This window comes from Nonomuraea sp. NPDC050451, assembly GCF_044458585.1.
Map to the genome: position 1 here is coordinate 445855 of NZ_JBITHZ010000006.1, position 12137 is coordinate 457991.

Below are 12137 nucleotides of genomic sequence, written 5' to 3' on the forward strand. Positions count from 1 at the left end.
GCAGCGAACGAACCAATGAGCACGGGCGTCAAACGCTTGCGTTGCCGACGAAGGAGGCGGCGTGAGCGTAACCGCACCACTCGGATTTCGGGCCGTGGGCATCGCCGCCGGGATCAAGTCCGGCGGCGCCCGTGACCTGGCCCTCGTCGTCAACGACGGGCCCAGCAGGGCCGCCGCGGGCGTCTTCACCGCCAACCGCGTGAAGGCCGCCCCCGTGCTGTGGTCGCAACAGGTCCTGGCCGGCGGACGGCTACGAGCGGTCGTGCTCAACTCCGGCGGCGCCAACGCCTGCACCGGCCCCGAGGGCTTCCAGGACACCCACGCCACCGCCGAGAAGGTGGCCGAGGTGCTCCAGGACTCCGCGGGCGAGGTCGCGGTCTGCTCCACCGGCCTGATCGGCGAGCGGCTGCCGATGGACGCGCTGCTCGCCGGCGTCGAGACCGCCTCCACCCAGCTCTCCCGTGACGGCGGCCTGGCCGCCGCCGACGCCATCCGCACCACGGACACCGTCTCCAAGATCTCGTTCCGGCGCGGCAGCGGATACATGGTCGGCGGCATGGCCAAGGGCGCGGGCATGCTCGCCCCCTCCCTGGCCACGATGCTGTGCGTGATCACCACGGACGCCGACCTCACCAGCGAGGAGCTCGACGCCGCGCTGCGCAAGGCCACGGCCAGGACGTTCGACCGCCTCGACACCGACGGCTGCATGTCCACCAACGACACCGTGCTCCTGCTGTCCAGCGGCGCCGCCGGCGTCAAGCCGGACCTCGCCGAGTTCGAGCAGAAGGTCCACGAGGTCTGCGCCGACCTGGCCAGGCAGCTCCTGGTCGACGCCGAGGGCGCCTCCAAGGCCATCGCCATCGAGGTCGTCGGCGCCGACTCGGAGGACGACGCGGTCAAGGTCGGCCGCTCGGTCTCGCGTTCCAACCTGCTCAAGTGCGCCATCCACGGCGAGGACCCCAACTGGGGCCGCGTCCTGGCCGCCGTCGGCACCACCGACGCGGTGTTCGAGCCCGAGCGCCTGAACGTGGCCATCAACGGCATCTGGATCTGCCGCGGCGGCGCGGTCGGCGACGACCGCTCCAAGGTGGACATGCGCCCCAGGGACGTGACGATCACGATCGACCTGTCGGCCGGCCCGCACACCGCGACGGTGCACACCACGGACCTGACGGCCGAGTACGTCCACGAGAACTCGGCGTACTCCTCATGAGGGCCCTCAGCGCACAGGCCAAGGCCGAGTCGCTGATCGAGGCGCTGCCCTGGCTGACCCGCTTCCACGGCGCGACCGTCGTCATCAAGTACGGCGGCAACGCCATGACCGACGAGGGGCTCAAGGCGGGCTTCGCCGAGGACGTCGTCTTCCTGCAGCACGCGGGCCTGCGCCCGGTCGTCGTGCACGGCGGCGGCCCGCAGATCAGCAGCGCGCTGGCCAGGCTGGGCATCGAGTCCACGTTCACCGCCGGGCTGCGGGTCACCACGCCGGAGGCCATGGAGGTCGTCAGGATGGTCCTGGTCGGCCAGGTCAACCGCGACATCGTGGGCCTGGTCAACCGGCACGGCCCGTTCGCCGTCGGCATGTCCGGCGAGGACGCCCACCTGTTCACGGCCGTGCGCAAGCACGCGATCGTGGACGGCGAGCCCGTGGACATCGGCCAGGTCGGCGAGATCATCAAGGTCGATCCGGGCGCGGTGCGGGCCCTGATCGACAACGGCCGCATCCCGGTGGTCTCCAGCGTGGCGCGCGGGGACGACGGGCAGATCTACAACGTGAACGCCGACACCGCCGCGGCCGCGCTGGCCGTGGCGCTCGAGGCGCAGAAGCTGATCGTCCTCACCGACGTCGAGGGCCTGTACGCCAACTGGCCCGACGACACCGACGTGATCGACCAGCTCAACGCCGACGAGCTCGAGACGCTGATGCCGACGCTGTCCAGCGGCATGGTCCCCAAGATGGAGGCCTGCCTGACCGCGGTCCAGGGCGGCGTCCCGCAGGCTCACGTGCTCGACGGCCGCGTGTCGCACTCGCTGTTGCTGGAGATATTCACCAATGAGGGAATCGGAACGATGGTGATGCCCTGATGAGCCTGTACAAGAGGTTCGAGGAAGCCTTCATGCCCAACTACGGCGTCCCGCCGGTGGCGCTGGCACGAGGCGAGGGCACTCGCGTCTGGGACGTCGACGGCAACGAATACCTCGACTTCATCGGCGGCATCGCGACCAGCTCGCTCGGTCACGCCCACCCCGCCCTGGTCGAGGCCGTCTCCAAGCAGGTCGCCACGATCGCCCACACCAGCAACCTGTTCCTGCACGAGCCCGAGGTGCTGCTGGCCGAGAAGCTCCTCACCCTGCTCAACGCGCCGGGCAAGGTCTTCTTCGCCAACTCCGGCACCGAGGCCAACGAGGCCGCCTACAAGCTCGCCGTCAAGTACGGCAAGCGCGAGGGCCGCTCCTACTTCGTCGCCGCCGAGAACGGCTTCCACGGCCGCACGATCGGCGCGCTGTCGCTGACCGGCAAGCCGTCGATCCGCGACCAGTTCGGCCCATTCCCGGTCGACGTCCGCTTCGTCCCGTACGGCGACGCCACCGCGCTCAAGGAGGCCGTGACCGGCGACTGCATCGCGGTCTTCCTGGAGCCCACCCAGGGCGAGGCCGGCGTCGTGCCGCCGCCCGAGGGCTACTTCGAGGCGGCCCGCGAGATCTGCGACTCCACGGGCGCCCTCCTGGTCGCCGACGAGATCCAGTCCGCGATCGGCCGCACCGGCCACTGGTTCGCCCACCAGGCCGACGGCGTCACGCCCGACATCCTGACCCTGGCCAAGGGCCTGGGCGGCGGGCTGCCGATCGGCGCGTGCATCGGGTTCGGCGACGCGGGCAAGCTGTTCGCCAAGGGCGACCACGGCTCCACGTTCGGCGGCAACCCGGTCGCCTGCGCCGCGGCCCTGGCCGTGCTCGACAACCTCGACCTCGACCACGTCAAGTCGGCCTCCGCGCGGCTGCGCGCCGGCCTGGAGTCGATGCGGCACCCGCTGCTGAAGGGCGTGCGCGGGCGTGGCCTCTGGCTGGCCACCGTGCTGAGCGAGCCCCGCTCGGCCGAGGTCCAGAAGGCCGCCCAGAGCGCCGGCTTCCTGGTCAACGCCCTCCAGCCGGACGCCGTACGCATCGCGCCGCCGCTGGTGGTCACGGCGGAGGAGATCGACAAGTTCCTGGCCACGTACCCGGCGATCCTCGCGGAGGCGGCCAAATGACCCGCCACAGCGCGGACTCGGCGCGAGTCAGACACTTTCTCCGCGACGACGACCTGACGCCCGCCGAGCAGGCGGAGGTGCTCGACCTCGCCGCGGCCATGAAGAAGGACCGGTTCGGCTACCGCCCGTTCGAGGGGCCGCGGACGGTCGCCGTCCTGTTCGACAAGCCGTCGGCCCGCACGCGCATCTCCTTCCACACCGGCATCGGCGAGCTCGGCGGCCTGCCGCTGGTCGTCGACAACGTCTCGGTCCTCATGGGCCGCGGCGAGCCCACCGCCGACATTGCCCGGGTGCTCGACCGGCAGGTCGCCGCCATCGTGTGGCGGACCACCGGGCAGGAGCTCATCGACGAGATGGCCGCCCACTCCCGGGTGCCGGTCGTCAACGCGCTCACTGACGAGTTCCACCCCTGCCAGATCCTGGCCGACCTGCAGACCGTGCAGGAGAGGCTGGGCCGGACCGCCGGGGTCACACTCACCTACCTGGGCGACGGCGCCAACAACATGGCCCACTCCTACCTGCTCGGCGGGGCCACCGCCGGCATGCACGTGCGGATCGCGGCCCCGGTCGGCTACCAGCCCGACGCGGTCATCCTCGACCGGGCCGCCGCCATCGCCGCCAAGACGGGCGGCTCGGTGATCGCGCTGTCCGACCCGGCGGCCGCCGCCCAGGGCGCGCACGTGATCGCGACCGACACGTGGGTGTCGATGGGCCAGGACGGAAAGGAGGAGCGGGTCGCCGCGCTCATGCCGTATCAGGTGAACTCCGAGCTGCTCCAGCACGCCGCGCACGACGCGATCGTGCTGCACTGCCTGCCGGCCTACCGCGACTACGAGATCACCGACGAGGTCCTCGAAGGCCCGCAGAGCGTCGTGTGGGACCAGGCGGAGAACCGGCTGCACGCCCAGAAGGCGCTCCTCCACTGGCTGGTGTCAGTGGCCTCGCGGAGCGAGGGCACCAATAAGCACAGTGATGATGTCATGAGGCCGGAGGACTCATGACCATCCCGATGACCAAGGCGGCGCGGCAGGCGAAGATCACCGACCTGCTGCAGCGGCAGGCCGTGCGCTCCCAGCCGGAGCTGGCCAAGCTGCTGGCCGAGAGCGGCGTCGAGGTCACCCAGGCCACGCTCTCGCGTGATCTCGACGAGCTCGGCGCGCTCAAGCTGCGCGCCGACGACGGATCCCTGGTCTACGCCCTGCCCGGCGAGGGCGGGGCCCGGATCCCGCTCACCCGGCTGGGCACCGGCGAGACCCCGGCCGCGCGACTGCACCGCATAGCCGAAGAACTGCTGGTCGGCGCCGACGCGTCGGCCAACCTGGTCATCGTGCGGACCCCGCCGGGCGCGGCCCAGTTCCTGGCCTCCGCCATCGACCACGCCGACTGGGAGTCGATCCTCGGCACGGTCGCGGGCGACGACACGATCCTCGTGATCAGCCGCGATCCGGCGGGCGGCCAGGCCGTCGCGGAGGCGCTGCTGAGAGTGGCCGACCGGCGCGGCTAGCCCGCGCCCGTCCAAGATTTGATCGGGAGATATGTAATGTCCGAAAGGGTTGTTCTCGCATATTCCGGCGGCCTCGACACCTCGGTCGCCATCCCGTACCTCGCCGAGAAGATGGACGCCGAGGTCTTCTGCGTCGCCGTGGACCTCGGCCAGGGCGGCGAGGACATGGAAGTGATCCAGAAGCGGGCCGTCGACTGCGGCGCGGTCGAGTCGATCGTGGTGGATGCCAAGGAGGAGTTCGCCGCCGACTTCTGCGTGCCCGCGCTGCAGGCCAACGCCCTCTACATGGACCGCTACCCGCTGGTCTGCTCGCTGTCGCGCCCGCTGATCGTCAAGCACCTGGTCTCGGCGGCCAAGCAGTTCGGCGGCACGGTCGTCTCGCACGGCTGCACCGGCAAGGGCAACGACCAGGTCCGCTTCGAGGCCGGCCTGGCCGCCCTCGCCCCCGACCTCAAGGTCGTCGCGCCCGCCCGCGACTTCGCCTGGACGCGTGACAAGGCCATCGAGTACGCCGAGGCCAAGGGCCTGCCCATCGAGACGTCGAAGAAGAACCCGTTCTCCATCGACCAGAACCTCTGGGGCCGCGCCGTCGAGACCGGCTTCCTCGAGGACATCTGGAACGGCCCCACCGAGGACGTCTACTCCTACACCGACGACCCGGCCCGCCCGCGCGAGGCCGACGAGGTCGTCATCACGTTCGAGCAGGGCGTCCCGGTCAGGATCGACGGGCGGGCGCTGACGCCGTACCAGGTCATCGACGAGCTCAACAGGCGCGCGGGCGCGCAGGGCGTCGGCCGGATCGACATGGTCGAGGACCGCCTCGTCGGCATCAAGTCGCGCGAGGTGTACGAGGCGCCCGGCGCCGTTGCCCTCATCGCCGCGCACATGGAGCTGGAGAACGTCACCGTCGAACGCGACCTGGCCCGCTTCAAGCGCGGCGTGGACCAGCGGTGGGGCGAGCTCGTCTACGACGGCCTGTGGTACTCCCCGCTCAAGAGCGCCCTCGACGCGCTCATCGCCGAGGCGCAGAAGCACGTCTCCGGCGACATCCGCATGACGCTGCACGGCGGCCGGGCCACTGTCACGGGCCGCCGCTCGGAGGAGTCTCTGTACGATTTCTCGCTGGCCACCTACGACACCGGCGACACGTTCGACCAGTCGCTGGCCAAGGGCTTCGTCCAGCTGTTCTCCCTCCCCAGTAAGATCGCCGCCGCACGAGGCGCCAAGAAAGGGTGACTTGCACTATGGTCGCGCCGGAGCGCAGGAGCTCGGGGCGAGAGAGCGAGGAACGATGCCGACGAGTCCCGAAGCGGGTGCGACCATTGACATGGTCACGAAGGAGATAACGGTGAGTGATGGCAAGCCGATGCGGCTGTGGGGCGGGCGCTTCGAGAGCGGCCCGTCCGACGCGCTGGCCCGGCTGTCGGTGAGCGTGCACTTCGACTGGCGGCTCGTGCCGTACGACCTGGCGGCGTCCAGGGCGCACGCGCGCGTGCTGCACAGGGCGGAGCTGCTGAGCGACGAGGAGCTCGAGCGCATGATCGGCGCGCTCGACGACCTGGAGCGCGCCTGCAAGGCGGGCGAGTTCCGGCCGACGGTCGCCGACGAGGACGTGCACACGGCGCTGGAGCGCGGCCTGCTGGAGCGGCTCGGCTCGCTGGGCGGCAAGCTTCGCGCGGGGCGCTCGCGCAACGACCAGATCGCCACCGACCTGCGCCTCTATCTGCGCGATCACGCCCGCTCGGTCGTCTCCCGCCTGGTCGAGCTCGAGACGGCGCTCATGGCCCAGGCAGAACAGCACGCCGAGACGGCCGCGCCCGGCATGACGCACCTGCAGCACGCGCAGCCGGTGTCGTTCGGCCACCAGCTCCTGGCCCACGTGCACGCCTTCGCCCGCGACATCGACCGGCTCACCGACTGGGACAAGCGCGCCGCGATCTCCCCGCTCGGCGCCGGCGCGCTGGCGGGCTCGTCGCTGCCGCTCGACCCGCAGGCCGTGGCCGAGGAGCTCGGGTTCGCCGCCGCCGCGCCCAACTCGATGGACGCCGTCGCCGACCGTGACTTCGCGGCGGAGTTCCTGTTCGACGCGGCCATGATCGGCGTGCACCTGTCGCGGCTGGGCGAGGAGATCGTCCTGTGGGCCTCGCAGGAGTTCCGCTGGATCGAGATGGACGACGCCTACTCCACCGGCTCGTCGATCATGCCCCAGAAGAAGAACCCCGACGTCGCCGAGCTGGCCCGCGGCAAGTCCGGGCGCCTCATCGGCAACCTGATGTCGCTGCTGACCACGCTCAAGGGCCTGCCGCTGACCTACAACCGCGACCTGCAGGAGGACAAGGAGCCCGTCTTCGACGCCGTCGACACGCTGCTCCTGGTCCTGCCCGCGATGGCCGGGCTGGTCGCGACCATGCGGGTCAACACCGCCCGCATGGAGTCCTCGGCGCCCGACGGGTTCGCGCTGGCCACCGACCTGGCCGAGCTGCTCGTACGCCGCGGGGTCCCGTTCCGCGAGGCCCACGAGGCGGTCGGCCACCTGGTGGTGTGGTGCCAGGTCAACGACAAGGACCTGGGCGACCTCACGGACGAGGAGCTGATCAAGGTGTCGTCGCACCTGACGCCCGACGTCCGCGACGTGCTCAACGTGCCCGGCGCCCTGGCCGCGCGCAAGGCCCACGGCGGCACCGCGCCCGACCGCGTCCGCGACCAGCTCGTCTCGCTGCGGGAGGCGGTCGACGCGCAGGCGGCATGGGCAGCGGGGAGCTGAGCTCCGCCGCGCTGCCGCGGGGTTTCTTCGACCGGCCGTCGCACGAGGTCGCGCCCGAGCTGCTCGGGCGCGTGCTCGTGCACGGCCCTGTCGCCGTGCGCCTGACCGAGGTCGAGGCGTACGGCGGTCCCGGCGAGGACCCGGCGGCGCACACCTACCGGGGCAAGACGCCGCGCAACGCGGTCATGTTCGGCCCGCCGGGACACCTGTACGTGTACTTCACGTACGGCATGCACTTCTGCGCGAACCTGGTCTGCCTGCCCGAGGGTTTCGGCTCGGCCGTGCTGCTGCGAGCCGGCGAGGTGGTGGCGGGCATCGACGAGGCCCGCGCCCGGCGCACGTCCACGGGCAACGGCCGCACGTCTGCGGGCAACAGCCCTACGTCCACGGGCAACGGCACGGCCGCGAGCGGCCGGGCGATCCCCGACCGGGACCTCGCCCGCGGCCCGGCCAGGCTGGCCGTGGCCCTCGGCCTGCTGCGCGAGCACAACGGCCTCGACGCGATCGCGGGGGCCTCTTTCGCAGCGGATCGCCGGCTGACCGGGATCCCGCATGGAGCGGCGGCCGTGCTGGAGGGCCGCCCGGCGGAGGCGGCGTCGATCAGGTCAGGCCCGCGTACCGGCATCTCGACCGCCAAGGACACGCCATGGCGGTTCTGGATCGACGGCGACCCGACCGTGTCGCCCTACCGCGCTCACGTGCCCCGCCGCCGCAACGCCGCGGCCACCTCGGTGGGAGGGGCATCCAGGTCGTGACGGCTGAAGATGTGCAGGTTGTCGCCGGTGTCGATCTCCAGGATCTCGCTCCGCCGCCCCCATCGCCTGCTCACGTCGACCTTGATGTCCCGGATCGCCTCCCAGGGCACGTGCCGCTTGCCCGCGAACCCGTGCACCACGGTGATCCCGCTCTCGTCGGCCGCCAGCCGTACGGGGACGATCAGATCGCGCAGCCCCATCCCTCCGACCAGCACGGCGGCGGGGACGGCCAGGATCACGCCGCGGACATCGCCGGCGACCCACCAGTAGACGGCGAGCCCAGCACACGCCAGAGCCCCTAAAATCTTGAAAACGGCCAGCTCGCGACGGACCCTCCACATGGAGACAGAGCGTATCCAAGTGGCGGTTCACCCGAGCGATCGGGCACGCTTGTCATACTCAACGTCCAACGTCTCTACGGAAAGCCGGCACCGTGACCGACATTCTCGATGACCTCGCGTGGCGAGGGCTTATCGCTCAGTCCACCGACCTCGACGCCCTGCGCGCGTCCATGGCCAAGGGCCCGATCACGGTCTATTCCGGTTTTGACCCCACCGCCGCCTCCTTGCATGTCGGCCACTTCGTGCCGCTGCTCACGCTGCGCCGCCTCCAGCTCGCCGGGCACCGCCCGATCGGCCTGGTCGGCGGCGCCACCGGCCTGATCGGCGACCCGAGCGGGCGCAACACCGAGCGCTCGCTCAACGCCTCCGAGGTCGTGGCGGAGTGGGTGGAGCGCCTGCGCGGCCAGGTCGGCCGCTTCCTCGACTTCGACGTCCAGCCGAACGCCGCCCAGCTGGTCAGCAACCTCGACTGGACCGGCGAGCTGAGCGCCATCGACTTCCTGCGCGACATCGGCAAGCACTTCCCGGTCAACCGCATGCTCGCCAGGGAGTCCGTCTCCGCGCGCCTGCAGGGGGAGGGGCTGAGCTACACCGAGTTCAGCTACCAGATCCTGCAGGCCAACGACTACCTGGAGCTGTACCGCCGGCACAACTGCACGTTGCAGATCGGCGGCAGCGACCAGTGGGGCAACATCACGGCGGGCGCCGACCTCATCCGCCGCATCGAGGGCGGGCACGTCCACGCGCTCACCCTGCCGCTGATCACGAAGGCCGACGGCACCAAGTTCGGCAAGACGGCGGGCGGCGCCCTCTGGCTCGACCCGGAGATGACCTCGCCCTACGCCTTCTACCAGTACTTCCTCAACTCCGACGACCGTGACGTGATCCACTACCTCAAGGTCTTCACCTTCAAGACCCGCGAGGAGATCGAGGCCCTGGAGAAGGCCGTCGCCGAACGCCCCTTCGCCCGCGAGGCGCAGCGGACGCTCGCCGAGGACCTCACCGAGCTGCTCCACGGCAAGCACGAGCTCGACGCGGTCGTGGCGGCCTCGAAGGCGCTCTTCGGCCAGGGCGCGCTGGAGGACCTGCCCGCCTCCACGCTGGGGGCGGCGCTGGCCGAGGTGCCGAAGGCCACGGTCCCCGCGCTCGGTACGGCGTTCGTCGACCTCCTGGCCGACAGCGGCCTGGTGGAGTCGAAGTCGGCGGCCAGGCGGGCGGTGAAGGAGGGCGGGGCGTACCTCAACAACGTCAAGATCACCGACGAGGCGTACGTACCCGGCTCGGACGACCTGCTGCACGGGCGCTTCATGGTGCTGCGGCGTGGCAAGAAGTCGATCGGCGGCGTCGAGGTCGGCTGACCTGGACGTTCGCGGGCCCTTCCCCGTCCGGGGGAGGGCCCGCTCCCGTGTGGTGCCTCAGCGGCGGACGAACAGCGCCACCGTCAGCCCCGGAAGATCGGCGGAGTGCTTGGCCAGGTTCAGCTCGAACCCCGCCTTCACCACCTCTGCCACCCGCGGAACCGCGTCGCCGTCGAGGCCCGACTGCTTGCTCCCGCGCCACACCACCCATACCCGGTCACGCCCGTCCAGCGCGGCCGCCGCATCGGGCCGCTCCGGGTATCCGAACCCGTCGGGCGAGGGCGCTTCGCCGGTCTTGAGCACGTCGACCGGCATCAAGGAGTCCGCGTAGTACTCGAATCCCGTGCGGAGCTGGCTCTGGCCGTACACGATCGCGTCGTCGGGCTCGGCCTTGATCACACGCAACGCCCAGGGGATGTTCTCGAAACGCCCGTTCTCCTCGCGTACCGTGACGTGCTCCTGAACGGACAGCACGCACCCGAGCAGCACCACCACGATCGCGGCCACCACCTGGAACCGGGGCAGGGCCGCCACGGCGAGCCCCGCCAGCAGCGCCAGCGCGGGGGCGGTCACGAACAGGTACCGATCCACGTAGACGGGCGTCACGAGCTGCGACACGGCGAGCAGCAGCACCGGGGGCAAGATCAGCCACCCGACCAGCGCGAACGCCCACACCCTGTCCCCGCGTGGCGCCGCCCTCCACAGCAGCACCGCGCCGGCCAGCGCCAGGGCGAACACCATCACGCCCAGCCCGCTCGCCCCCGCCGCCATCTTCGGGAACTTCAGCCACACCTCTGGCCCACGCTGGGGGATCCAGCTGATAGCGTGCCGCTCCCCGAACCCCACCAGCCCCAGAACCGCGGCGGGCACGCACCCGACGGCCATCGCCGCCAGCATCGGCACCACCCGGCTCCGGCGCAGCAGCAGCAACTGGGCGGGCAGCACCAGCACCGCGAACAGGTGGGTGGAGCACACGAGGGCCACCGCGACCCCGTACACCACCCACCGCCTGACCTCGGAGCGCTCCACGGCCCGATGCAGCGCCCAGAACGAGAACGCCACCGCGGCCGCCGCGAACGCGTACGACCTGGCGAAGGCCCCGAAGTAGGACACCGAGGGCAGGATCGCGAAGACGGCGGCCGCGATCACCCCGGCCCGCGTGCTGTGCAGCCGCCGCCCCAGATCGACCAGAAACCAGGCGGCCACGCCGATCCCCACCGCCGACGGCAGCCGCAGCCACAACTCCGCCGTGCCTGCCTTCACCCAGAGGTGCATGAACAGGTAGTACGGGAGGAAATGACCGTCGATGTTCCGGGCCAGCTCCCACATCCCGGACAGCGAACGGGAAGCGGCGCTGATGGTGGCCAGCTCGTCGCCGTTCAGGGTGGCGGACCCCGTGCCGGTGAACGCCGCGATGCCGGCGAGCAAGGACATCCACCATGGGGTGCCCGTACGGAGGCGTTCGGCGGGGCGGGCGGGGGGAGCGAGTGTGGCGGCAGTGGTCACCGGGGCAGGATACGCGGGAGAAGGTGCGTTCGCCCCTTATGCGGCACTGCGGTCGGGCACCCTCGGGCAGGCCGCGTCCGCAACGCCTTGAAGCCTTGGCGGCTACTTTCATGTGGCACTCGAGATGCAGTTCGCTCTCGGGGCCGTGCGGGCAGCGGTGCTTGCCCCGCGCCTTGTCCAGATCGACCGCTCCCGCCATCCGCCCCGGGACCAGGTCTGCCACACCGACGTTCGCGGCCTGCCTCGCGTCAGGTGGAAGGCGCCTGCGCCAGGGGCGCGGTAGACCGTGCGGGCGAGCCGTGCGCCGCCGACAATGAGCGCAGCACGCCGGGTTTAACCGAGCCCGCCCCCAGCACGACAGGGCCAGCCAGGCAACAGGGGCCCGTCGTCGGCGCGGGGTGTGACCGGGACCGTCAAGCAGCACCCTTCACTCGCACCGCAGCCTGCAGCGCTTCGATCACGCCACTGGCCTGTATCGACGCCCACGGCACTTTGGGCATGCGAGCAGTGTGGGCATGCGGTGTGGGCGCGAGCAATCTAGGCATGCGGCAGTGCGGTCCCGGGCAGTGCGGTCCCGGGCAGTGCGGTCCCGGGCAGTGCGGTCCCGGGCAGTGCGGTCCCGGGCAGTGCGGTCCCGGGCAGTGCGGTCCCGGGCAGTGCG

At 71.1% G+C, this 12137-nt stretch carries 11 protein-coding genes; 9 read left to right on the forward strand and 2 right to left on the reverse strand.

Annotated elements, in window-relative coordinates; all coding sequences use genetic code 11:
• Window positions 1-61: 61 nt before the first annotated feature.
• The 8 genes from argJ to ACIBI9_RS22945 all read left to right on the forward strand — a co-directional run bounded on the left by argJ (window position 62) and on the right by ACIBI9_RS22945 (window position 8271).
• Window positions 62-1213, forward strand: coding sequence for a bifunctional glutamate N-acetyltransferase/amino-acid acetyltransferase ArgJ (gene argJ / locus ACIBI9_RS22910; protein WP_397224169.1), 1152 nt, complete (start codon window positions 62-64; stop codon window positions 1211-1213).
• A complete protein-coding gene (gene argB / locus ACIBI9_RS22915) occupies window positions 1210-2082 on the forward strand; it encodes an acetylglutamate kinase (RefSeq protein WP_397224170.1) in 873 nt (290 codons plus the stop codon). The genes argJ and argB overlap by 4 nt, the downstream gene beginning before the upstream one ends.
• Window positions 2082-3248, forward strand: a complete 1167-nt coding sequence (locus ACIBI9_RS22920) for an acetylornithine transaminase (RefSeq protein ID WP_397224171.1) — start codon at window positions 2082-2084, stop codon at window positions 3246-3248. Before argB ends, ACIBI9_RS22920 begins: the two co-directional genes overlap by 1 nt.
• Window positions 3245-4249: an ornithine carbamoyltransferase gene (gene argF, locus ACIBI9_RS22925; RefSeq protein ID WP_397224172.1), complete on the forward strand. Its 1005-nt coding sequence runs from the start codon at window positions 3245-3247 to the stop codon at window positions 4247-4249. The genes ACIBI9_RS22920 and argF overlap by 4 nt, the downstream gene beginning before the upstream one ends.
• Window positions 4246-4752 (forward strand): arginine repressor, encoded by a 507-nt coding sequence (locus ACIBI9_RS22930; protein ID WP_397224173.1) that lies wholly within the window; start codon window positions 4246-4248, stop codon window positions 4750-4752. Before argF ends, ACIBI9_RS22930 begins: the two co-directional genes overlap by 4 nt.
• Window positions 4753-4788: 36 nt before the next feature.
• Window positions 4789-5988: an argininosuccinate synthase gene (locus ACIBI9_RS22935; protein ID WP_397224174.1), complete on the forward strand. Its 1200-nt coding sequence runs from the start codon at window positions 4789-4791 to the stop codon at window positions 5986-5988.
• 91 nt (window positions 5989-6079) lie between these two features.
• Window positions 6080-7516, forward strand: a complete 1437-nt coding sequence (gene argH, locus ACIBI9_RS22940; RefSeq protein ID WP_397224175.1) for an argininosuccinate lyase — start codon at window positions 6080-6082, stop codon at window positions 7514-7516.
• Complete coding sequence (locus tag ACIBI9_RS22945) at window positions 7498-8271, forward strand: DNA-3-methyladenine glycosylase (RefSeq protein ID WP_397224176.1); 774 nt, start codon at window positions 7498-7500, stop codon at window positions 8269-8271. The genes argH and ACIBI9_RS22945 overlap by 19 nt, the downstream gene beginning before the upstream one ends.
• Here the strand turns inward: ACIBI9_RS22945 and ACIBI9_RS22950 are convergent.
• Window positions 8211-8510 carry a PH domain-containing protein gene (locus tag ACIBI9_RS22950; protein WP_397224177.1) on the reverse strand — a complete coding sequence of 100 codons (300 nt, stop codon included), beginning with the start codon at window positions 8508-8510 and terminating at the stop codon, window positions 8211-8213. The genes ACIBI9_RS22945 and ACIBI9_RS22950 overlap by 61 nt on opposite strands.
• A gap of 194 nt (window positions 8511-8704) precedes the next feature.
• Between ACIBI9_RS22950 and tyrS the strand changes: the two genes are divergently transcribed.
• On the forward strand, window positions 8705-9970 hold the full coding sequence (gene tyrS / locus ACIBI9_RS22955; protein WP_397224178.1) for a tyrosine--tRNA ligase: 1266 nt from the start codon (window positions 8705-8707) through the stop codon (window positions 9968-9970).
• A 57-nt stretch (window positions 9971-10027) separates the two neighbouring features.
• On the opposite strand, the gene ACIBI9_RS22960 is transcribed toward tyrS, so the two are convergent.
• Window positions 10028-11476 carry a glycosyltransferase family 39 protein gene (locus ACIBI9_RS22960; protein WP_397224179.1) on the reverse strand — a complete coding sequence of 483 codons (1449 nt, stop codon included), beginning with the start codon at window positions 11474-11476 and terminating at the stop codon, window positions 10028-10030.
• Window positions 11477-12137: the final 661 nt, after the last annotated feature.